The sequence below is a fragment of the Sphingomonas sp. CL5.1 genome, assembly GCF_013344685.1.
Taxonomy (GTDB): Bacteria; Pseudomonadota; Alphaproteobacteria; order Sphingomonadales; family Sphingomonadaceae; genus Sphingomonas.
In genome coordinates this window covers 550,426-571,440 of record NZ_CP050137.1, presented here as the reverse complement: position 1 = coordinate 571,440, position 21,015 = coordinate 550,426, and the positions used below count along the sequence as shown (strand labels likewise).

At 64.7% G+C, this 21,015-nt stretch carries 25 protein-coding genes; 15 read left to right on the top strand and 10 right to left on the bottom strand.

The window, feature by feature from the left end; genetic code table 11:
* Nucleotides 1–35: 35 nt before the first annotated feature.
* The gene (locus F9288_RS02835) at nucleotides 36–995 is read left to right on the top strand and encodes a hypothetical protein (RefSeq protein WP_174835168.1); all 960 of its coding nucleotides are present in this window, start codon (nucleotides 36–38) and stop codon (nucleotides 993–995) included.
* Nucleotides 996–1,067: 72 nt separating this feature from the next.
* The gene (cas1, locus tag F9288_RS02830) at nucleotides 1,068–2,174 is read left to right on the top strand and encodes a CRISPR-associated endonuclease Cas1 (protein ID WP_174835167.1); all 1,107 of its coding nucleotides are present in this window, start codon (nucleotides 1,068–1,070) and stop codon (nucleotides 2,172–2,174) included.
* A gap of 40 nt (nucleotides 2,175–2,214) precedes the next feature.
* Here the strand turns inward: cas1 and F9288_RS02825 are convergent, their stop codons facing one another.
* On the bottom strand, nucleotides 2,215–3,030 hold the full coding sequence (locus F9288_RS02825) for a GIY-YIG nuclease family protein (protein WP_174835166.1): 816 nt from the start codon (nucleotides 3,028–3,030) through the stop codon (nucleotides 2,215–2,217).
* 225 nt (nucleotides 3,031–3,255) lie between these two features.
* Here F9288_RS02825 and F9288_RS02820 point away from each other — a divergent pair, with 225 nt between their 5' ends.
* Nucleotides 3,256–3,516, top strand: coding sequence for a helix-turn-helix domain-containing protein (locus F9288_RS02820; protein ID WP_174835165.1), 261 nt, complete (start codon nucleotides 3,256–3,258; stop codon nucleotides 3,514–3,516).
* A 96-nt stretch (nucleotides 3,517–3,612) separates the two neighbouring features.
* Here the strand turns inward: F9288_RS02820 and F9288_RS02815 are convergent, their stop codons facing one another.
* The 3 genes from F9288_RS02815 to F9288_RS02805 all read right to left on the bottom strand — a co-directional run bounded on the left by F9288_RS02815 (nucleotide 3,613) and on the right by F9288_RS02805 (nucleotide 5,682).
* Entirely contained in the window at nucleotides 3,613–3,852 is a 240-nt protein-coding gene (locus tag F9288_RS02815; RefSeq protein ID WP_174835164.1) for a DUF2312 domain-containing protein, read from the bottom strand.
* 111 nt (nucleotides 3,853–3,963) lie between these two features.
* Nucleotides 3,964–5,259 carry an amidohydrolase family protein gene (locus F9288_RS02810; RefSeq protein ID WP_254621048.1) on the bottom strand — a complete coding sequence of 432 codons (1,296 nt, stop codon included), beginning with the start codon at nucleotides 5,257–5,259 and terminating at the stop codon, nucleotides 3,964–3,966.
* A gap of 126 nt (nucleotides 5,260–5,385) precedes the next feature.
* Nucleotides 5,386–5,682 (bottom strand): DUF1244 domain-containing protein, encoded by a 297-nt coding sequence (locus F9288_RS02805; protein ID WP_174835162.1) that lies wholly within the window; start codon nucleotides 5,680–5,682, stop codon nucleotides 5,386–5,388.
* A 70-nt stretch (nucleotides 5,683–5,752) separates the two neighbouring features.
* Here F9288_RS02805 and pyk point away from each other — a divergent pair, with 70 nt between their 5' ends.
* Nucleotides 5,753–7,207 (top strand): pyruvate kinase, encoded by a 1,455-nt coding sequence (pyk, locus tag F9288_RS02800; protein ID WP_174835161.1) that lies wholly within the window; start codon nucleotides 5,753–5,755, stop codon nucleotides 7,205–7,207.
* A 9-nt stretch (nucleotides 7,208–7,216) separates the two neighbouring features.
* Here the strand turns inward: pyk and F9288_RS02795 are convergent, their stop codons facing one another.
* The 3 genes from F9288_RS02795 to ykgO all read right to left on the bottom strand — a co-directional run bounded on the left by F9288_RS02795 (nucleotide 7,217) and on the right by ykgO (nucleotide 10,229).
* Nucleotides 7,217–9,364, bottom strand: a complete 2,148-nt coding sequence (locus F9288_RS02795; protein WP_174835160.1) for a TonB-dependent receptor — start codon at nucleotides 9,362–9,364, stop codon at nucleotides 7,217–7,219.
* Nucleotides 9,365–9,463: 99 nt separating this feature from the next.
* Nucleotides 9,464–10,078 carry an HAD family phosphatase gene (locus tag F9288_RS02790; RefSeq protein WP_174835159.1) on the bottom strand — a complete coding sequence of 205 codons (615 nt, stop codon included), beginning with the start codon at nucleotides 10,076–10,078 and terminating at the stop codon, nucleotides 9,464–9,466.
* A 25-nt stretch (nucleotides 10,079–10,103) separates the two neighbouring features.
* Nucleotides 10,104–10,229: a type B 50S ribosomal protein L36 gene (gene ykgO, locus F9288_RS02785; protein WP_003046794.1), complete on the bottom strand. Its 126-nt coding sequence runs from the start codon at nucleotides 10,227–10,229 to the stop codon at nucleotides 10,104–10,106.
* A 131-nt stretch (nucleotides 10,230–10,360) separates the two neighbouring features.
* Here ykgO and F9288_RS02780 point away from each other — a divergent pair, with 131 nt between their 5' ends.
* The 3 genes from F9288_RS02780 to F9288_RS02770 are packed head-to-tail and all read left to right on the top strand — an operon-like array spanning nucleotide 10,361 to nucleotide 12,547.
* The gene (locus F9288_RS02780; RefSeq protein ID WP_174835158.1) at nucleotides 10,361–10,969 is read left to right on the top strand and encodes a hypothetical protein; all 609 of its coding nucleotides are present in this window, start codon (nucleotides 10,361–10,363) and stop codon (nucleotides 10,967–10,969) included.
* Nucleotides 10,966–12,087 carry a carboxypeptidase family protein gene (locus F9288_RS02775; RefSeq protein ID WP_174835157.1) on the top strand — a complete coding sequence of 374 codons (1,122 nt, stop codon included), beginning with the start codon at nucleotides 10,966–10,968 and terminating at the stop codon, nucleotides 12,085–12,087. Before F9288_RS02780 ends, F9288_RS02775 begins: the two co-directional genes overlap by 4 nt.
* Nucleotides 12,088–12,091: 4 nt before the next feature.
* On the top strand, nucleotides 12,092–12,547 hold the full coding sequence (locus tag F9288_RS02770) for a GNAT family N-acetyltransferase (RefSeq protein ID WP_174835156.1): 456 nt from the start codon (nucleotides 12,092–12,094) through the stop codon (nucleotides 12,545–12,547).
* On the opposite strand, the gene F9288_RS02765 is transcribed toward F9288_RS02770, so the two are convergent.
* Entirely contained in the window at nucleotides 12,542–12,970 is a 429-nt protein-coding gene (locus tag F9288_RS02765; protein ID WP_174835155.1) for a hypothetical protein, read from the bottom strand. The genes F9288_RS02770 and F9288_RS02765 overlap by 6 nt on opposite strands.
* Nucleotides 12,960–13,820: a DNA/RNA non-specific endonuclease gene (locus F9288_RS22035; protein WP_254621047.1), complete on the bottom strand. Its 861-nt coding sequence runs from the start codon at nucleotides 13,818–13,820 to the stop codon at nucleotides 12,960–12,962. The genes F9288_RS02765 and F9288_RS22035 overlap by 11 nt, the downstream gene beginning before the upstream one ends.
* A gap of 127 nt (nucleotides 13,821–13,947) precedes the next feature.
* On the opposite strand from F9288_RS22035, the gene F9288_RS02755 reads away from it, so the two are divergent.
* The 8 genes from F9288_RS02755 to F9288_RS02720 all read left to right on the top strand — a co-directional run bounded on the left by F9288_RS02755 (nucleotide 13,948) and on the right by F9288_RS02720 (nucleotide 19,134).
* Complete coding sequence (locus tag F9288_RS02755) at nucleotides 13,948–14,586, top strand: queuosine precursor transporter (protein WP_174835154.1); 639 nt, start codon at nucleotides 13,948–13,950, stop codon at nucleotides 14,584–14,586.
* Between the two features lie 19 nt (nucleotides 14,587–14,605).
* Nucleotides 14,606–15,505, top strand: coding sequence for an acetylglutamate kinase (argB, locus tag F9288_RS02750; RefSeq protein ID WP_174835153.1), 900 nt, complete (start codon nucleotides 14,606–14,608; stop codon nucleotides 15,503–15,505).
* A gap of 259 nt (nucleotides 15,506–15,764) precedes the next feature.
* A complete protein-coding gene (locus F9288_RS22030) occupies nucleotides 15,765–16,283 on the top strand; it encodes a PEPxxWA-CTERM sorting domain-containing protein (RefSeq protein WP_174835152.1) in 519 nt (172 codons plus the stop codon).
* A 161-nt stretch (nucleotides 16,284–16,444) separates the two neighbouring features.
* Complete coding sequence (locus tag F9288_RS02740) at nucleotides 16,445–16,747, top strand: YggT family protein (RefSeq protein ID WP_174838791.1); 303 nt, start codon at nucleotides 16,445–16,447, stop codon at nucleotides 16,745–16,747.
* Nucleotides 16,744–17,046 carry a DUF167 family protein gene (locus F9288_RS02735; RefSeq protein WP_302675329.1) on the top strand — a complete coding sequence of 101 codons (303 nt, stop codon included), beginning with the start codon at nucleotides 16,744–16,746 and terminating at the stop codon, nucleotides 17,044–17,046. Before F9288_RS02740 ends, F9288_RS02735 begins: the two co-directional genes overlap by 4 nt.
* Nucleotides 17,043–17,912 carry a bifunctional methylenetetrahydrofolate dehydrogenase/methenyltetrahydrofolate cyclohydrolase FolD gene (folD, locus tag F9288_RS02730; RefSeq protein ID WP_174835150.1) on the top strand — a complete coding sequence of 290 codons (870 nt, stop codon included), beginning with the start codon at nucleotides 17,043–17,045 and terminating at the stop codon, nucleotides 17,910–17,912. Before F9288_RS02735 ends, folD begins: the two co-directional genes overlap by 4 nt.
* Nucleotides 17,912–18,520, top strand: a complete 609-nt coding sequence (locus tag F9288_RS02725; protein ID WP_174835149.1) for a hypothetical protein — start codon at nucleotides 17,912–17,914, stop codon at nucleotides 18,518–18,520. The genes folD and F9288_RS02725 overlap by 1 nt, the downstream gene beginning before the upstream one ends.
* Nucleotides 18,517–19,134, top strand: a complete 618-nt coding sequence (locus F9288_RS02720) for a MarC family protein (RefSeq protein WP_174835148.1) — start codon at nucleotides 18,517–18,519, stop codon at nucleotides 19,132–19,134. Before F9288_RS02725 ends, F9288_RS02720 begins: the two co-directional genes overlap by 4 nt.
* Nucleotides 19,135–19,139: 5 nt before the next feature.
* On the opposite strand, the gene F9288_RS02715 is transcribed toward F9288_RS02720, so the two are convergent.
* Nucleotides 19,140–20,924 carry an AcrB/AcrD/AcrF family protein gene (locus tag F9288_RS02715; protein ID WP_254621046.1) on the bottom strand — a complete coding sequence of 595 codons (1,785 nt, stop codon included), beginning with the start codon at nucleotides 20,922–20,924 and terminating at the stop codon, nucleotides 19,140–19,142.
* Between the last annotated feature and the right edge of the window lie 91 nt (nucleotides 20,925–21,015).

Sequence of the window (21,015 nt, the reverse complement as noted above, 5' to 3'; positions counted from 1 at the left end):
CTGCGCGGGTCTCTAAAGAAAAAAGCAGCGTGCCCGTGACAGATAACTGGATAACCGCCGACCAAATGCGCGCAGAGTTTGTGATGGTCGGCGCTGAAATATCGGACGCAAAAATTGAGCGATGGCGCCGATGGGGATTATTGCCGCGCCCCAAGCAGCGTGGGAAAGGGCGCGGACGTGGCAGCACGGTTGTTGTGCCGCCGCAAAGCGCCGCTCAGGCAATCGAAATAGTGCGCCTGTTCAAAATTCGCGAAAAGCGTGATTGGGTTGGTTGGCAGCTATGGTTGCGGGGTTTTCCCGTTGATGATCGTTATTGGCGGCCGGCGCTGAGTGCAGCGCGGACGATGCTGTTTGAAGTTCGAAACGCAGCACTAGAGCACGCCAATAAAGAGGATGGTCCCGATCTCATTCAATTGCGGGAAGTGGTTCTAGCGATGACGCGAGGCACGCCGCTTTATGCGCCGCTGGCCAAGTTAGATCGAGAAATTCTCGAAACCTTGATCGGGTTCGGTGTCGATGTAGTACAAAGTGAATTTATCGGCTTTAGTCACGAGAGTGATGCGAAGCCCAATCAGAGCGAATTACAGGCGGTACTCGACATCTTCGGCGCGAGAGCATCGGAACGGCATAGCATTGCGGGTCACGCGATCGACTTCAAGGGTACGATAGAAGGGATTTTGCGTGATCTTTCAGGAGTGTTGCGCAATATAGAGCCAAATACCACGCCGCTCGATCCATCAATTGAAATACGCCGGGAATTTGTCCATGCGGTCGAAACGGCTACCCTGCTATATCGGTTTGGCATTGAACGATTTGGACGGGGCGCGTTTGGATTGGGCACGATGAGCCGCATTGCTGCGAATCCTTCAATTTCCTTGCAAGCAGCGATGTTGATCTTCTGGATTGAAATGCGGCGAACCAGTGCAAGGTTATTGTTACCGGACGAGATTGAAAATCTGCATGGCGCGGTAGCGAATATCAGTCAGAACAGCTAATTGATTTTTCGAGATCGTGCCAATTAACATTCAAAATGCACGACTTCACGTAAATCCGTGCTATTATCGATCATGCGTTGGAAACCTGAAATCGATCCGTCCGATATCGCCGACGATTGGGCGGTCCGCTCGGAATTTTGGCTTTCGAGAGCCACAAAATCCGCACCGAGACGCAAGCTGCGCCAGCGCAATCCCGCGCCGCTGATCTTGAACGGCCACGGCGTGTCGCTCCGGATCGAGAATGGCGCGTTGGTGATCCGCGACGGCTTCACGCATTACCCGCAGGAGCAGGCGAGATATCGCTTCTTTCCCGGCAGCCTCGATATTCCGACACGCATCCTGTTGCTCGACGGCAGCGGCACCCTGTCGTTCGATGTGCTGTCATGGCTGGCGGAACAGGGCGTTGCGCTCGCCCGCATCAAGGCGAATGGCGAGATTGCAACGGTGGCAAGCGGCACCGGCTATGCCGCTGATCGCGAGAAGGTCGAGTGGCAGCAAGCCACCCGTACAGACGAAACGAAGCGACTGGCGTTCGCCGCCGACCTGATCCGCCGGAAGATCGTCTCCACCATCCCGACACTGGAGGTTCATATCCCGCCCTCCAAGGCCCGCGAGATGGCGTTGGAAAAGGCTGATACGGGAATAGCCCGCCTGAGCCGGGAAGCATTCACCGATATCGGCGCAATTTTCGCCATCGAGGGCGAATGCGCCGCAGCCTATTTTCAATCGTGGCAGGGATTGCCCGTGCGGTGGAAGGGCATCGACCGCCACCCCGTTCCGCAGGAGTGGCGCGCCTATAACCGGCGCAGTTCACGGGCGACCGGCGTGAAGGCCAAGAACCGCAACGCCTCCCACCCGGTCAACGCCATGCTGAACTATGCCTATACCGTAAAGCTGGCGCAGTTGCAGATTGCCGCCATTGCCGATGGCTATGATCCGACGCTTGGCATCATGCACAATAGCAACAAGGGCAGCCCGGCTTGGGTTCTCGACATGATCGAGTTGGAGCGGGCGGCCGTCGATGCGGTCATCCTGCAATTTATGCGGGATCAGTCATTCGCTCCCGCCGATTTCGTCATCCGAAAGGATGGCGTTTGCCGATTGTCGCCGCAGCTTGCCAGAGCATTAAGCGGGTTAGTCGAGTCATTTAGGTCCACGGCTCAAGCCTCTTGCCGCTGAAGCTACAATTTTCGGCGATTTAGGAATTAATCACTAAAGACTAGCCCAATCCCCTCTCGGGCTTGTAGCAGCCAATAGGCATGTGCTTAAGGCAGGATCGAACATCCCAGTGCGGATTTGCGACTTTACACCGAAGATATCGAAGCAGCGCCGCGCTAGTTTCTATTGCCGACCCGTGCCAATAATCGGGTCTTATGTCATTTGGCCAGAGTAGAAGGGCCGAATCAACATCGATGGTAAAATCTGGTATAAGATATTTACCGCTATACGACCTTTTTCGTTCCTCTTCTCGGAATATCTGAGCAATACCGGTCCCCAAAACTCTATCATACACGTCGTTGCTAATTATTTTTGAAACGAAATCTATAATTGAGTAATCTCTTAACTTATTTCTTTCCGTGTCATTTAAATAACGTATTTCGTATTGGAGCAATTTTACGGTGTATCTTCTCATTTTTGATAATTCTAAATCTTTCAACCATTTATTTTCATCTTTTTGATTATAAATCGTTCTCCATATTAAATTTGTTTCTAGGAGATTTTGTAAATCCATTCTAGATTCATCGTTGCCCTTAAACCATTCGTTTAGCAGAACATGTTTTCTTATCTTGTTATGTATATATACTTCCCACGGGCCGCATTCGTTCAGCGAAAATATGGGAAATATTTTACAAACATCTGAGCGCTGAATCTCGTATATCCTTCTCTTTACGCTCCAAGTTCTTCCTACCTTATAGGAACCATGCTCGTTCTGAAGGACATATAGCACATCCTGACCGTTGATTGGCATCATAGGCTTAAGCGTTGCTATATCACTTTCCGGCCCAGCCAAGTTGTTCACAGCAAGGAACGACACCCCCTTACATCCCGCAGTTAGATAGGAAGCCACAACGAACGTCAGCAAGATAGCGAGTGATGTTCGGTGACACGCCGCCAACCGCGAGCGCGACCTCTAAATTGACCAACGCTCCGAAGTTAATCCGCATTGCAATTCATCCGAAATTTGCCCCGACTGTCCCCATCATGGGGACGATAGGTTTCCGAATTATTGATGCGCTTGGATTCAAATCGGGCGGCTAATATGCAACGGGGATGGGTGGTCTCGTCCGACTACCGATCAGCGATTGCAGCGATCAAAGCGGTTCGCGAGGGTAAGGGTATCTCGCAGCGCGAGCTTGCGCGCAGGCTTGGCAAGCATCCTTCATTCGTCAACAAAACGGAGCAATTCGAGCGACGACTCGATATCCTAGAATTCATCGCGGTTGCTCAGGCGCTCGATATCAGCGCCATTAATCTGCTGAAACATGTCGTCGCGGCAGTGCCAGAACAGGTCGAAATCTGACCTACCCGTGGTCAGATTTATTTTCCGCCCACTATCACTATACCCCCTCCCGTTGCGGGGAGAGGCTTCCGGTCGATCGGTTCGGAACCGATCCGCTCAGATCATCCCCAGCGCGTTGCGATAGGTTTCGAGCAGCGCGTCGGCCTCGTCGCGGGCGTGCTTCTCCATCTTGCGCAGCCGGATGATCGCGCGGATCGTCTTGGTGTCGAAGCCGGTCGACTTGGCCTCGCTATACACGTCGCGGATATCGTCGGCGAACGCCTTCTTCTCCTCCTCCAGCCGCTCGATGCGCTCGATGAACAGGCGCAGTTGCTCGGCGGAAACATTGTCGGTCATGAATCACTCCGTTGGGATTGGCGCCCGCGATAGGGGGCAAAGCGGCCGAGGACAACGCCCCTGACCGCTCCACCTCCTTCCCTCCCGCGCACGGGAAAGACTTTACGGCGCTCATTCCCGCGCGGTGCGGGCGACGACGCCGTGGTGCATGACGAACGCGACATGCTCCAGCCGCGTCACGTCCTCCAGCGGGGAGCCGCTGACGGCGATGATATCGGCGCGCTTGCCCGGCGTGATCGCGCCGATGTCGTCGCGGCCGAGCGCGTCGGCGGCGGAGACGGTGGCGGCGCGGATCGCGGCGGCCGGCGTCATGCCCGCCTTCACCATCAGCGCGAACTCCTGCGCATTGTCGCCATGCCTGGAGACGCCGGTGTCGGTGCCGAAGGCGATCTTCACGCCGGCGGCGATCGCCTTGCCGTGGCTGGCCATCGCGGCCGCGGCGGCGGCCTCCGCCTTCGGGATCGTGTTGGCAGGCAGCGCCCCGGCGCGCGCCTGCGCCAGCGCGGTGATCGGCGCGATCATCGTCGGCACGAGATAGGCGCCCTTCGCCTTGAACAGCCGGATCGCCTCGTCGTCGAGGAAGGTGCCATGGTCGATCGTGTCGACGCCGGCCTCCAGCGCCGCCTTCGTCCCCTCGGCGGCGTGGCTGTGCGCGGCGACCTTGCGGCCGAAGCTGTGCGCGGTGTCGATCAGCGCGCGCATCTCCTCCGGCGTCATCGCGCGACCCAGGCCGCCCGCGACATTGGAGAGCACGCCGCCGGTCGCGGCGAACTTGATGACTTGCGCGCCGAGGCCGACCTGCGCGCGCACCGCGCGGCGGCAGTCGTCCGGCCCGTCGCAGGTGTTGATCTGATGCTGGTGGACCGCGTCAGCCCATTCCTCCGCCAGCCCGTTGGTGCCGTCGCCGTGGCCGCCGGTGATCGAGATCATCTGCCCGGCGTTGATGATCGACGGCCCCTCGACGTCGCCGCGCTCGATCGCGTCGCGCAGCGCGCGGATTCCGCGCGGGTCGCCCCCGAGATCGCGCACGGTGGTGAAGCCGGCGTCCAGCGTCTTGCGCGCGTTGAGCTGCGCCTGGATCATGTTGTCGCCGTCGTCCATCGTCATCGCCATCAGGCGCGAGCGCACCGGATCGCCGCCGATGCCCCACAGGTGGACGTGCATGTCCACCAGCCCCGGCAGTACGAACTTGTCCTTCAGTTCGACCAGCTCGGCGGTGGCCGGCGGCACGAGGAAGCCATCGCGGACCTCCGCCACCTTGCCGTCGCGCACGATGATCGTGCTGTTGCCGCGCGGCGCCTGCCCCGGCTGGTCGAGCAGCGCGCCGGCGTGGATATAAGTGACTTTCGTCGGCGCGGCGGTCTGCGCGATAGCAGGCACGGCGACGGTGACCGCGAGCGCGATCATCAACTTCCTCAACATTCCTCTCATTCTCCCGGTCGGGCGGGATGCGTCGCCGCATCCCTTCGTTCCCGAAGGAAGAGGCTAGAGGAAAGCCGGCCGGTTCGACAAGCCGCCCCGTGGGCGCGGCGATCAGATCGCGGCGTTCCTCGCCACGCTCTCCTCCATCCGGCGCAATTGCTCCGGCGTTGCTTCCTGCTGGTGGCGCGTTTTCCATTCGGCATAGGGCATGCCGTAGATCGCGGCGCGCGCCGCCTCGCGCTCGAGGCCGCCGGCCTCGCCGATCCAGTCGGACAGGCAGTTGCGGCAGAAGCCGGCCAGCCCCATCAGGTCGATGTTCTGCGCATCGTCGCGGTGGCGCAGGTGGCGCACCAGCCGGCGGAAGGCGGCGGCGGCGGTGGCGTCGTCGATCGCGTCGATCGGGTCCATTGTCGTGCTCCTGGGTTGATCGGTCATCGAAAGCCTCTAAGCCAACGGGCCAGTCAGGACGAGGACCAGGATGACCAGAGCGATCAGCCCCCGCAGCCGGAAGGTCCGCGTGCTGGCCACGCTCGGGCCGGCGAGCAACACGCCCGAAATGATCGCCGCGCTGTTCGAGGCGGGGGCGGACGCCTTTCGCATCAACATGAGCCACGGCGACCAGGAATCGAAGATCCCGATGATCGCCGCGATCCGCGCGCTGGAGAAGAAGTTCGGCCGTCCGACGACGATCCTCGCCGACCTGCAGGGGCCGAAGCTGCGCGTCGGGCGCTTCGCCGGCGGGCGGGTGGTGCTGGAGCATGGCGCGACCTTCGTGCTCGATCGCGATGCGGCGCCGGGCGACGCGACGCGCGTCCAGCTCCCGCATCGCGAGATTTTCGCCGCGATCGCGCCGGGCGCGCGACTGCTGCTGGACGACGGCAAGCTGGTGCTGCGCGTGGTGGAGCATGACCCGGACCGGATCGTCACCGTCGTCGAGGTCGGCGGGCCGCTCAGCGACAGCAAGGGACTGAACGTGCCCGACGTGGTGGTGCCGATGGCGGCGCTGACCGCGAAGGACCGCAGCGACCTCGCCTTCGCCTGCGAGCAGGGGGTGGACTGGATCGCGCTCAGCTTCGTCCAGCGGCCGGAGGATCTGGCCGATGCGCGGCGGCTGATCGGCGGCAAGGCAGCGCTGCTCGCCAAGATCGAGAAGCCGGCGGCGATCGAGCGGCTGGAGGAGATCGTCGAGATGTGCGACGGCGTGATGGTCGCGCGCGGCGATCTCGGCGTCGAGCTGCCGCCGCAATCGGTGCCGCCGCTCCAGAAGCGCATCGTCGAGGTGTCGCGCCGCATGGGCCGCCCGGTGGTGGTGGCGACGCAGATGCTCGAATCGATGATAAAGTCCCCGACGCCGACTCGCGCCGAGGTGTCCGACGTCGCCACCGCGATCTATGACGGGGCGGATGCGATCATGCTGTCGGCGGAGAGCGCGGCGGGCGACTGGCCGATCGAATCGGTCGCGATGATGAACGCGATCGGCGAGGCGGTGGAGCGCGACCCGATGCACGGCGATCGCGTCCACTTCACCGAGATGCGGCCCGATCCCACCACCGCCGACGCGTTGGCGGAGGCGGCGAAGAACATCGCCCGCACCGTTTCGGCCAAGGCGATCATCTGCTTCACTACCTCCGGCTCCACCGCGCGGCGCGTCGCGCGCGAGCGGCCCTCGGTGCCGCTGCTGGTGCTGACCCCGAAGCTGGAGACGGCGCGGCGGCTGGGCATCCTGTGGGGCGTCCATGCCGCGCACACCCGCGACGTCGAATCATTCGAGGAGATGGTCGCCAAGTCGAAGCGCATGGCGCTGCGCCACCGCATCGCGGCGGCCGGCGACAGCGTGGTGGTGATGGCGGGCGTCCCCTTCCGTACCCCCGGCTCGACCAACGTGCTGCACGTGGTGCGGCTGGTCGGCGACGAGTTGAAGGGATACGGCTGAGGGACGCGCCTACGCCCCGAACGTCTTGGTCACCCCCACGAAGAATCCCCGGCGCGGGCCATATTGCGGCGCGCCGACCCCCACGCCGCCGCCGTCGCGGATCTCATAGACGTGATCGAGCACGTTGATGACATCGAACCGCACGTCGAGGTTCGGCCCGGCGAAATGGTGGCTCGCGGACAGGTTGAACTGGGCATAGCCGTCGAGATGTGCGCCGTTCGGCACTTGGCTGCCGTCGGGCAGCTCCAGCCCGGTGCGCAGGCCCGATCCGTACATCATCGATCCGCCCAGTGACGTCTGCGCCAGCGCGCCGTGCTTCCACGTATAGGTCACGCCGGCCGAGCCGGTGTAGGTCTGGTCATGGTCGAGATAGATGTAGTGATTGGCGATATAGGCCAGCTCGTCGGGATCGAAGCTGAACTGGCTGGAGACGATGCCGCGCCCCTTCGCCTTGGCCGCCGCGAAATTGGCATAAGCGTTCCAGCCGCCGTGCGAATAGGCCATGTTCGCCTCGACTCCGCCGATCCGGCCGCGCGCATAGTTGAACGGCGTCAGGATGATCGGCGCGCCGAACTGCCCCTCGTCGATCAGGTTCTCCGAGATGCGGTAATAGGCATCCACGCCATAAGTGAAGGAGCTGGACGGCTTCGCCTGGAAACCCACGTCGAAATAATGCTGCCGCTCGGCATAAGGGGTGGAGTTCTGCGTGATCGCCGGCTCCGCGCTGGTGCCCGTCAGCTCGTCTATGCTGGCGGAGCCGACCAGTTCGAACGGCGGCGGGACGAAATAGCGCGCATAGCCGGCGTGGACGGTCAGCGATGAATCGGGTTGCCACACCAGATTGGCGCGCGGGCTGATCTGGTCTTCGGTGCGATAGCCGGCGAACCGGTCGTAGCGCGCGCCATAATTGAGCGTCAGCGTCGGCGTGAGCTTCCATTCGTCCTGAAGATACGCGCTGACGGTCGTCGCATTGGCGCCGCTCTTGTCGATGATCGCGAACGGCTCGCCGGTCTGCGCACCGTCGTCGACCGGGAAGACATGGGTGGTGGTGTCGCTGGTGCTGTGGTCGTGGATCAGCAGCAGGCCACCACGCAGCGTATGCGCGCTGCCGAGATGATACACCCCGTCGACCTGCCCGCCTAGCGCGAGGTCCTGCTTGAACGCCGCCTGCGCCTGCCCGTTATAGAGCAATTCGCCCGTCACGTCGGGGCGGTAGGCAAGCGAGGAATAACGCGCGAAGACCGATGCCTGAACGGTCAGCGGCTCGTCGTCATGCAGCCAGCTCAACTGGCCGAAGCCGGTGCGCTCGAGCTGGCGCTCGTTCAATTTCTCGCTGGGATAGGTGGACTGGCCGCCGATCGTCCACGTCCCGTCCGGCTGCAACCCGCCGGGATTGGGAATCTGGAACCACTGGTTCGAATAGCCGCCGACGAACGACACCCGATCATGCTCGCCGATGATGTGGTCGACATAGGCGAACGCCTGATATTGATCGGTGTCGTCGTGGATCGGGTTGGAGCGTCCGTCGACGCTCTCGATCCCCAGCGCGTCGTGGCGATAGTCGCCCGAGACGAAATAATTCGTCTGGCCGCTCGATCCGCCATAGGTGAAGCTCGGCTCGATCGTGTCGTGGCTGCCGCCGTAGATCGAGACCGTGCCGCCGTTGTTGAACATCCCGCTCTTGGTGGTGATGTCGATGATGCCGGCGCTGCGCAGCCCGTATTGCGCAGGCAGCGCGCCGGTCAGCAGGTCTACCTTGTTGACGAGGCGCGGGGAGAGCGTCTGCCCGAACACCGCCAGCCCCTCCGGCAGCACGGTGCCGTTGATGCGATATTGCAGGCCGTTGTGGTCGTCGCGGACGTGGAACTGGCCGAAGCCGTCCTGCACCACGCCGGGCAGTTGCAGCAGGATCTGGTTGAACTGCTGGTTGTCGCCGCCCGGCAGGTCCTTGATCGCCGCGCTGGTGACGCCGTAGCTGGTCGCGCCGAGGCTCGGCTGGATATGCGCGCGCGCCTCATCCAGCTTCTGCGCGGTGACGACGATGTCCTTGGGTGTCGCGCTTGCGCCGCTATCGGTCGGCGGACTGTCCTCCGCGTGAGCGATCGAAGGAACGGCCAGGGCGAGAAAAGCGATACCGGAAAGCAATGAGGCCCGCATCACAACTCCATGTGATAGGATAACATAACTCCCGGTGAAGCCGCGCTAGGCTGTCTTTGGCGCGAGCGCAAGCACAAACATGCGCCGGGCGGTGACCCGTTAAATCGCGAAGCCGAGCGTGCGCAGGTCGCCGCGCAGCCGGTCCGCGTCGGTGAACAGCAGCGCGTGCATCCCCACCGCCGCGGCGCCGTCGACATTGGCCTGCCGGTCGTCGACGAACACCGCGTCCGCCGCCGCGATCCCGAATCGATCGAGCGCGAGGCGGTAGATCGCCGCATCCGGCTTCATCAGCTTTTCCTCGCCCGACACGACGATATCGCGGAAGCGATCGAACAGCGCGGCTTCCCGAACGCGGAACGGCGGGAAGAATTCGTGGCTGAAATTGGTGATCGCATAGAGCGGCACACCCGCCGAATCGAGATCGGCGACCAGCGCGGGCATCCCCGGCATCGGCCCTGGTATCTGCTCGGCGAAGCGCGGCCCCCAGGCGGCGATCAGATCGGCATGATCGGGATGGCGCGCGATCAGCTCCGCCGAGGTCTCCGCGAAATCGCGGCCGCGATCGTGCTGGAAATGCCATTCCCGCGTGCAGATCTCGCCGAGGAACACGTCAAGCGCCTCATCATCGGGGATGAGGCGCTGATAAAGGACGCGCGGGTCCCAATCGTACAGGACGTGCCCAACGTCGAAGACGACGCTGGCGGGGCCGGGCATGATTCGCCGTCCGCCCCGTGACGGATCAGCCCTGGCGGGCCTTGAAACGGCGATTCGTCTTGTTGATGACGTAGGTACGGCCGCGACGGCGGATCACGCGGTTGTCGCGATGCCGGTCCTTGAGCGACTTGAGGCTATTGCGGATCTTCATGGTGGATTCGCTTCTTGAAAACGGGTTCTTGTGAAAGGGTGGCCGCCTAGTGCGAGGGGCCTTGCAAGTCAAGCCGGAGCGCGCGACGAAGCCCGTGCGTTAAGGTATCGCAGATACAGAGGATTCGAGGCATGCGCAGGAAGATGGTGGCGGCGACGATCGGGCTGGCGGCGACGGGGCTGGCCGGATGTGCGACCGCGCCCACATCCTTTCCCGTGCAGGTTTCGCGCTTCCATTATGACGCGATGGCGTCGCGCGGCACGATTACGGTGGAACCGCTGCCCGGCGGATCGGTCGCCAGCATCGAATATAAGACCTATGCCGCCGCCGTGGAGGCGGAGCTGCTGCGCGCCGGCTACACCAGCCCGCCGCCGGGGCAGCCTGGCGAATATCTCGCCACCGTCTCCTTCAGCCGTGCCGAGCGGGCGCTGCCGCCGAAGCGCTCGCCCTTCACGATCGGCATCGGCGGCGGCTCGTTCAGCGGCGGGCGCGGCGGCGGCGTGGGGCTGGGCGGAGGCGTCAGCTTCCCGGTCGGCGGCCAGCGCGACCGCGTCGGCATCGTCACCGAGCTGTCGGTGCGCATCCGCCACGGCGCGGACGCGGTGTGGGAGGGGCAGGCGCAGTCGCTGACCGACACCAGCGTGCCGAATGTCGATACGCAGGCGATCGCCGAGCGGCTCGCCCATGCGTTGTTCACGGGGTTCCCCGGCGAGAGCGGGCGGACTATCGAGGTGAAATGACCCTCACCATCAACTCCGCCTTCGATGGCGGCAATATCCGTCTGGTCGCCATCCACGGGAATCGGGTCGATCTGGAGATCGTCCGCGATCACCGGTCCGACTTCTACCAATGGTTCTATTTCCGCGCAGCGGGGCTGGCGGGAAAGCGGGTGACGTTCCGCATCCTCAACGCCGGCGATTCGGCCTATCCGCTCGGCTGGCCGGGTTATCAGGCGCGCGTCTCGACCGACCGGCGAGCGTGGCGGCTGATCCCGACGCGCTACGGCAAGGGTGTGCTGGAATTCGACTGGACGGGCGATGTCGGGGAGGGCGGGCAGGTCGCGTGGTTCGCCTATTTCGCGCCCTATACGATGGAGATGCACGCCGATCTGATCGCGCGCATCGCGGCGAAGCCGGGCGTGGTGCATCGCGAGCTTGGCCTCAGCCTCGATGGGCAGCCGATCGACTGCTTCACGCTGGGCAATGGCGCGAAGCAGGTGTGGCTCTACGCCCGCCAGCATCCCGGCGAATCGATGGCCGAATGGTGGATGGACGGCGCGCTCGACTGGCTGATCGGGGACGCCGCGCGCGACCTGCTGGCGAAGGCGACCGTCCATGGCGTGCCGAACATGAACCCGGACGGCACGCGGCGCGGCCATCTGCGCACCAACGCGGCCGGGGTGAACCTCAACCGCGAATGGCACGCGCCGACCCCCGAGCGCAGCCCCGAGGTGCTGTGCGTGCTGAAGGCGATGGACGCGACCGGGGTCGCTTTCGCGATGGACGTGCACGGCGACGAGGCGATCGCCGCCAATTTCATCGCCGGGTTCGAGGGCATCCCCTCGAGGACCGACGCGCAGGGCGCGAAGTTCGAGGACTTCGGCCGCCGGCTCGCCGCCGCGACGCCCGATTTCCAGACCGAGAAGGGTTATGAGAAATCGGCGCCGGGCAAGGCCAATCTCTCCATGTCGACCAACCAGCTCGCCGAGCGGTTCGGCGCGGTGTCGGTGACGCTTGAGATGCCGTTCAAGGATCACGCGCCCAACCCGGATGCCGAATTCGGCTGGAGCCCCGAACGATCGCGCCGCCTCGCCGTCTCGTGCCTGGAGACGCTGGCGGGCATGATCGACGAGATTTGACGCGATGGAGTTGCGCGCGGGCGGGCTGGATGATCCGCGCGTCCGCGCGCTGATCGCGCATCACCTTGCGGACGCGCGCGGCTCCACCCCGGCGGACAATGCCCATGCGCTGGACGCGGCGGCGCTCGACCGCCCGGACATCGATTTCTGGGCGATGTGGGAGGGCGAGGAACTGCTCGGCATCGGCGCGCTGCGCTGGCTCGATGCGGACCATGCCGAGATCAAGTCGATGCGCACCGCTCCCACCCACCTGCGGCGCGGCGTGGCGCGAGCGATCCTCACGCAGCTTATCGCGCAGGCGCGGGCGCATGGCTTCGCGCGGGTGAGCCTCGAAACCGGCACCGCGCCGATGTTCGACGCGGCGAACCGGATGTATGAGGCGGCCGGATTCGCCGACTGCCCGGCCTACGGCGGCTACCCGGCCAGCCCGCACAACCGCTTCATGACGCTGGCGCTATAGCTCGTAGGTCGGCGCGCCATCGTTATCATCGGGCGGGAAGGGCGGATAGACGATCGGCTTGTCCCCGAAATATTTCCGCACGATTCGATCACGGCGGTTGAATGTATCGTCGTCCTCGGGATCGATCTCGTCGGGATAGATGTAGGTGGCGGTAAAACGGCCGTTCTCGACGAGATATTCGATTTCCGCCCAACGTGGTTCGGAGTCCTGCGCCTCCCACAATTCGAGCAGCGCGTCGCCAAGAGCATCGAGGTCAGGCCAGCGATATAGAATTTGATTGCCGAGATGTTTGAAGATGGCGGGTGATACGTAGGCGTGATCCAGCCTCGCATAAAGGAGCGTGCCATCAGGCGGGTATTCGGTATCCACTGCAAGGATGTGGCCGATCTTGACTAGCAGATGTTCAGTTTCGTTATTTTTCATGCTGGATCTTCCCACTCTCGTTGGGCAATTTGGCGCTTTTAAGATGACCGTTGACGGTGAACCAGATGTTGAGAGATGAGGGGCGTTGTGAAGTTCCCTTATAGACCGGCATAATTTTGACGAAAACGCTATTCCCCGTTTTTTTGTCTCGCGCCCATTCATCCTCCAGCGCGCGATAGCGACCGCGATTGAAGTTCGCATCCTGTGCGAAATGGTTGAACGCGTCGGTCGGTCCGTTGAAACGAGCCGCGATATAATGACCGCCGTCATCGCTCGACCGCCGATCGCTTCCGCCGGCCTGTACCTGCGCTGTGCGGGAGCGGAGTGGGGTTTGTGTAGTATCGAGGTCGCCCGAAACCTTTCGTGTCCGTCCGCCCGCGTCGATCTCGTAGTCATATCCGTTTCGTGTCACATGGCGCACCGGCTCGGCGGTGGTTTCCTTGTGGTGCGGGGCGGCCGACTCCTTCCGGGCGGCAACTTTCGACGTAGCCACGGTGCGCTCTGCCGGCTTGGCCGGAAGATGAGTTTGCGCTGTTGGCGCACGACCTGTCTGCCCCGTCCGCGCGCCGTTGACGCGCACCTTCGGTTTCGGCTTTGCCGGCACTCCCCACGAGCCGCTCGCGCCGCCCCCGCCGAAACTGCCGCCTCCGCCGCCGGTGAAGCCGCCGTCTCCCCAGCCACTCCCGTGATAGTTACCCGAATTGGCGAAGGTGAAACGGCCGTCTCTGGGATCGTGCCACGGATTGAATTTCAGTTCCGTGCCGTCACTGTCTCGCGCGACCGGCCAACGCCCGGTCCGCAGCCACATCGAAAATGCGTGCCGTCGCTCTGCTTCCGAAATGTCGATCATGTTGCCCCGCTGTTCTGCGCGGCGAGAACATTTGAGCAACATTTTCCAACAAGTCAATCTGCAATGAGCGTCACCTTTTGCTTCACGCCTCCTTCCGCCCGCGCCATTCCGTCGCTAGCAATGCGCGATGAGCAGCTCCCGCGGCATCGCGCCTTCGCTTTTCGCCTTCTCGATCTTTTACGGCGGCATGGTCTGCATCGCGGGCGTGCTGGGCAACAAGCAGGTCGCGCTGGGGCCGCTCGCGGTGGAGGCGGGGATATTCGCGTTTCTGCTGCTGGTCGTCACCTCCAGCGCGGTGGCGGAGCTGCATGGGCGGGCGGTCGCCAACCGGCTGGTGCGGATCGGCTTCGTGCCGCTGATCGTCTCGCTGCTGCTCACGCTCGTCGTGCTGGCGGTGCCGGCTTCCCCGGCGATGGACCCGGCGCGGCTCTCCGCCTTCGAGATGATGATGACGGGCACGCCGCGCATCTGGCTCGGCGGGATCGTCGCCTATGGCACGTCGCAGACGCTGAACGTCACGATCTTCGCCTGGCTGAAGGGGCGGGAGGACAGCCGCTTGCTGTGGCTGCGCGCCGCCATCGCCAGCGTGCTGAGCCAGATCGTCGATACCCTGCTGTTCGTCACCATCGCCTTCTGGGGTGTGTTCCCGATCGGCGCGCTGCTCGTCGGGCAGATGCTGGCGAAGGTCACGCTGTCGGTGATCCTCGTGCCGCCGCTGATCTATCTGTTCGTGGCGCTGGGCAAGCGGCTCGACAGCGCGTCATGAGGCCCCTAAGCGCGCGCGCATGACCGATCACAGCCCCACGCCCGACCTGCTCGCCAAGGCCGAAACGCTGGTCGAGGCGCTGCCCTATCTCCAGCGCTATGCCGGCAAGACCTTCGTGGTGAAATACGGCGGCCACGCGATGGGCGATCCCGAGGCGCAGCGCGACTTCGCCGAGGACGTGGTGCTGCTCAAGGCGGTGGGGGTCAATCCGGTCGTCGTCCATGGCGGCGGACCGCAAATCGGCTCGATGCTCAAGCGGCTGGGGGTCGAATCGCGCTTCGTCGACGGGCTGCGCGTTACCGACGCGGAGACCGCGCAGGTCGCGGAAATGGTGCTGGCCGGATCGATCAACAAGGAGATCGTCGGCTGGATCGCGCGCGCCGGGGGCCGCGCGGTCGGCATTTCCGGCAAGGACGCCGGGCTGGTGCGCGCCGAGAAGGTCGGGCGCAACCAGCCCGATCCGTTGCAGGGCATCGAGCGCAAGGTGGACCTGGGCTTCGTCGGCGAGCCGGTGGAGGTGGACCGGCGGCTGATCGATTCGCTGGTGCGCGACGGCATCATCCCGGTGATCGCGCCGATCGCCGCCGGGGCGGATGGCCATACCTACAACATCAACGCTGATACGATGGCGGGCGCGATCGCCGCCGCGCTGGGGGCGTCGCGCTTCTTCCTGCTGACCGACGTGGCCGGGGTGCTCGACAAGCAGGGCGAATTGATGACCGACCTGACACCCGCAGACATCGCGCGACTGCGGGCCGACGGCACGGTCTCGGGCGGGATGATCCCCAAGCTGGAGACCTGCGTCACGGCGGTCGAGGCGGGGGTTGACGCCGCGGTCGTGCTCGACGGCCGGGTGCCGCACGGCATGCTGCTGGAGATATTCACTCGGCGCGGCGCGGGAACGCTGATCCGGCGCTGAACCATACCTGTCCCATTTTGGGCATCCGATGTCGTTAACGTACTATTTAGAATCGAGAATTTGTCGTATTCGAAAAGGCAGCCGAGTCGCATAAGAAATCGAGGGTCCGGCGCTCGTTCCTTTTGGTGATGGGAGCAGGTATATGAAGAAGTTGGCGATTTTAGGAGCTGCCGCGTTGGCGGCCGTTTCCACTGCGGCCGCAGCAGCGCCGTCAATCACGTTCGCCGGCGGGTCGGGCACGACCGCGGCGGGCACTACGGTGTTTCAGACTTTCGACAGCTACGCCGCTGGTGCGTTGATCGGGGCCAATACCTACGCACTGAATTCGAATAGCGGGAACGGCGCGGCCCCCGCTTTCGGCAGCTCCGGCAATTACGCTTCGGTGCTGGGTGGCGGCAGCTATACGGTGAATTTCGGGGCGACCTCGGTCTTCTCGTTCGTGCTCGGCTCGCTCGACACGTATAATACGCTGGTTCTGCATCTGCAGGGCGCGCCGGACGTCACCTATAACGGCGGCGAGATCGTCGGCTATCCCGGATTGTTCGACAGCGGCAACCAGAGCATCCCGCAAACCAATGGCGTCGTTTCATACAATGCCAATGGCGGACCGCTGATCGTCGGGGCGACCTTCTCCTCGTCGGCGAATTCGATGGAGTTCGACAATCTCGCCCGTGCGGTGCCGGAACCGGCAACCTGGGCGCTGATGATCCTGGGCTTCGGCGTGGTCGGCGGCATGATGCGCCGCCGTCGCACGGCGGTTTCTTACAGCGCCGCCTGACGCTCTAAGGCAGTTCCGGCCCGAAAAGCCGTCGGCTTCATGCCGGCGGCTTTTTCGTTGTATCGTCCTCGCGATCGCTGCGGTGGGCGATGGCCATTGTCGCCGGGCGGTCGATTGCGCTAGGCCATTGATCGACCGCAATTCGACAAGAGGGCCATGTGCTGACGCTCACCATCATCCAGATCCTTCAGGTGCTGCTGAATGTCGCATGGTGGGTCATCGTCATCCAGTTCGTGCTGTCGCTGCTGATCGCGTTCAACGTGGTCAACATGCAGTCGAACTTCGTGCGCAGCATGGCCTATGGCTTCGATCGGCTGACCGAACCGCTCTACCGCCCGATCCGGCGCATCCTGCCGCAGCTTGGCGGCCTCGATCTCGCGCCGGCGGTGGCATTGATCGCGATCGCGATCATCCGCATCGTCCTGAGCAACATCGCGCTCAGCGCGCTGGCGGGCGGCGCCTGACCGCCTGGAAACAGGCCGCCGACGGCATCATCGTCGCGGTGCGTGTCACACCGCGCGGCGGTCGGGACGCGCTGACGGCGGGAACGGCGGAGCATCTCGCCGCGCGCATCGCGGCGCCTCCCGTCGATGGCGCGGCCAATGCAGCGCTGGTCGCGCTGGTCGCCAAGGCATTCGGCGTGGCGAAGCGCGACGTGACGATCGTCGGCGGCGAAAGCGCGCGGCTGAAACGGTTGGCGATCGCCGGTGATGCCGAGGCGCTGGCGGAACGCGCCCGCGCGCTCTATGGCGACGCCCCATGACTGCAACAACGATCGACGGAAAGGCCTTTGCCGCCGGGCTGCGCGCCCGCGTGGCGGAAGGCGCGGCGAAGGTGTTGGCCGAAGGCGGGCGCAAGCCCGGGCTGGCCGTGGTACTGGTGGGCGACGATCCCGCCTCCTCCGTCTATGTCCGATCGAAGGGCAAGGCGACCGTCGCGGCCGGCATGGAGAGCTTCGAGCATCGCCTGCCCGAAACCACGTCCGGGGCGGAGCTGGTCGCGCTGGTCGATCGCCTCAACGCGGATCCGGCGGTGGACGGCATCCTCGTCCAGCTCCCGCTGCCGTCGCATATCGACGAGCGCGCGGTGATTACCCGTATCGACCCGGACAAGGACGTCGACGGCTTCCATCCGGTCAACGCCGGGCGGCTCGCGACCGGGCTGGAGGGATTCGTGCCCTGCACACCGCTCGGGTGCCTGATGCTGCTCAGGGACGTGCTGGGCGATCTTTCCGGCAAGGACGCGGTGGTGATCGGCCGGTCGAACATCGTCGGCAAGCCGATGGCGCAATTGCTGATCCGCGAGAGCTGCACCGTGACGGTCGCGCATTCGCGCACCCATGACCTGCCCGGCGTAGTGCGCCGCGCGGATATCGTCGTCGCGGCGGTCGGCCGCGCGAAGATGGTGCAACCGGACTGGATCAAGCCGGGCGCGACGCTGATCGACGTCGGCATCAACCGCACCAAGGCGGGGTTGGTCGGCGATATCGACCCGGCCTGCGCGTCGGTCGCCGGGGCGATGACGCCGGTGCCGGGGGGCGTCGGCCCGATGACGATCGCCTGCCTGCTGCGCAACACGCTGGTTTCGGCATGCCGCCGTCTGGGCGTCGCTTACGACCGGGCATTGTGATGCTCGCGGCGCTGCTGCTTGCGGCCGCCGCGCCGCAATCGGCGGTCGAGGCGGAGCGCGCCTTCGCCGCGATGGCGCAGGCACGAGGGCAATGGACCGCGTTTCGCGCCTTCGCCGCCGACGAGGCGACGATGTTCGCGCCGCAACCGGTCAATGCGCAGGCCTTCCTCAAGCCGCTCGCCGATCCGCCGCGATCGTTGAGCTGGTCGCCCTCGCTCAGCTATATCTCGTGTGACGGCACGACGGCCGCGAACACCGGCCCGTGGCGCGGCGCGAGCGGCGGTCACGGCTATTTCTCGACGATCTGGCGCCGCCAGCCGGACGGCGGATGGAAATGGATCGTCGACGGCGGGGATTCGCTTCCCGCGCCGCGCGCCGAAGTCGTCGAGGCGAAGATCCGCAAGGCGGCGTGCGGCCGTCCGCGCAATCCGCCGGAGCCGCCGCTGGGCGTCGAGCGCAAGGTCGGCGCTGGCGCATCGCCCGACAAGACATTGGTCTGGTGGTATGAGGTCGCGCGGGATGGCGCGCGCGCCTTCGCGGTGCGGCTGTGGAACGGCCGCGCCTATGATGCCGTGATCGACGATCGCATCGCGGCGCCGACGCGATGATCGAGCTGTTCGCCTCCGCCTTCGTCACCTTCTTCGTGGTGATCGACCCGCCGGGCTGCGCGCCGATCTTCGCCGGGCTGACCGCCGGCGCGACCCCGGCGCACCGCCGCGCGATGGCGTTGCGCGCGGTCGGTGTCGCGACGGTAATCCTGACGGTGTTCGCGCTGTTCGGCGAGAAGCTGCTTCACGGCCTCGGCATCGAGCTGGCGAGCTTCCGCATCGCCGGCGGGGTGATGCTGTTCCTGATCGCGCTGGAGATGGTGTTCGAGAAGCGCACCCAGCGGCGCGAGGATCGCGCCGCGAAGGTGACGCCGGAGGAAGCCGAGGACGTCTCGGTCTTTCCGATGGCGATGCCGATGATCGCCGGCCCCGGCTCGATCGCGTCGGTGATGCTGCTGATGGCGCGCAACGACGGGCTGGAGCGCAGCTTGATCGTGCTGGGCGCGATGGGGCTGAACCTGCTGCTCACGCTGGCGGCACTGCTCGCGGCGGGCGGGCTGATGCGGGTGCTCGGGCCGAAGCTGGAGGCGGTGATCACCCGGCTGCTCGGCGTGCTGCTCGCCGCGCTCGCGGTGCAGTTCGTGCTCGACGGGTTGCAGTCGCAGTTCCGCTGACGCCGTTACTCGATACGGAACGCCCGCAGCGGCGATCCGGCCGGTAGCGGCACCTGCACCAGCCACGGGAACTTCTTCCCCATCGCGAGTTGCGCATAGAAGCCGTGCGGCGATCGCGCGCGATAGACCGTCGATTCCGCCATGTTCGGGCACACCAGCAGCAAGGTCGCGCGGTGCCGTTTCATGATCGCGCGCGCGTTCTCCGGCGAGCCGGTGAAGGCGTGCTGCACGTCCAGGATCGCGTCGCCGTTGCGGTGATACGGCCCGGCGACCGCCGAATGATGGGTGAGCGTGATCAGCCGCGGGCCGAGATCGACGAAGGTGAAGACGGTTTGCGCCGGAAAGCGGTCGAGCGGCTGCAACGCCGGCAGGGTCACGCAGCGTCCGGAGGCACGGTTCACCAGCTTCACATAGGGAGTGGGCTTGTCGACCGGCGTCCATTTGATGATCAATCCCGCGAACGCGCCGGAGATGATCAGGAACGCCGCCGTGGTGCCGAACACCCTTACGAACATCGATCGGTGCCCGAGCAGCACCGGCGCCATGATCCAGGCGAGCGCGGCGACGCCCGGCACCGCGAGAAGCTGTGCCGCCGGCCCGGCGCGGATCTGCCACAGCAGCATCGCGGCGGCGAAGGTCATGAACAGCGCCACGCTTGCCCAGCCGATCAGCGCCTCGGGCGCGCGGCGCGCGCGCCAGGTGGCGACCGCCGCGCCGATCAGGCCCATCACCGGCAGCGCGGCGACCGGGAAGGCGACGCGGAACGGATGCTTGAAGATCGGCTTGGCCTCGCGGATGTTGCCGAGCCAGTTGCGGTAAAGCTCGTCCGAAACCTGTTCCGGCCGGCCGAGGCATTGCGGGAAGACCAAGGCGAAGGCGCCCGCGATCACCGCGCCCGCCGCCATCGCCAGCGTCAGCCGCAACCAGCGCCGCCGCGGCGAGATCATCGCCAGCACCAGCAGGAACGCGCCGGCCAGCACCATCACCGACAGCCATACCGGCGTCAGCGCGTCGCAGCGCGCCACGCGGTTGTCGTAAGAGGCGAAGGCGGCGTAGCCCGCCGCCGATCCGCCGGCGAGCGTCAGCGCATAGGCCGCGAGCCGGTCGCGCGATTCGACCTGCCACACCCAGCGCAGCGCGATGATCGCGCCGGCCATCACCGAATAGGGCAGCATCTCCAGCCCGATCGTCAGCGACACCGCGCTGGCGATGCCGACGATCGCGCCGCCGCGCGCGCCCTTCGGATCGCACAGGCCGGCGACCGTCAGGCTCAGCATCGCGAGCTGCCAGCCGTGATGATCGATGCGGTCGGGCATGAACATCAACAGCGCGACGGTCGAGCAGAGCATGAACACGATCGCGAGCGGCCAGGCGAGCGGTGCGATCAGCCGCCGCACCGTCGCCGCCAGCCCGACCAGCGCCAGCGACAGCGGCAGCAGCGGCGCGATCCCGCATGCCAGCCGTTCCGCCTCGCCGGTGCCGAGGAAGGGACGGAACAGCAGGATCAGCGCCGCGATCGGAAGATCGACGAGGCGCGTCCAATGGATGTTGAAGCCGGTCGGCGGGTTGAGCCGATAGTTGCGCAGGTCATACCAGCCCTGCCCGCCGAGCAGGGCGCGGACCTGCATCAGCCGCATATTGTCGTCGGTATCGCCCAGCGACAGCCAGTGGATCGCCGCCCAGCGTTGCGCGACGTACCACACGGCGATCACCACCCACGCGGCCAGGGTGAGCTGCAGCCAGTGACGATCGAGGAGTTGCAGGAGCGATGCGCCGTCGCGCTTTATCAAGGGGACTTTCCTCAAACCGCCGGGGCCTCTAGACGCCGGGTCCGGTAACTGCCGGTTCCTCGCTGTATCGCGGCCGGTGCAAAGGGCAAGG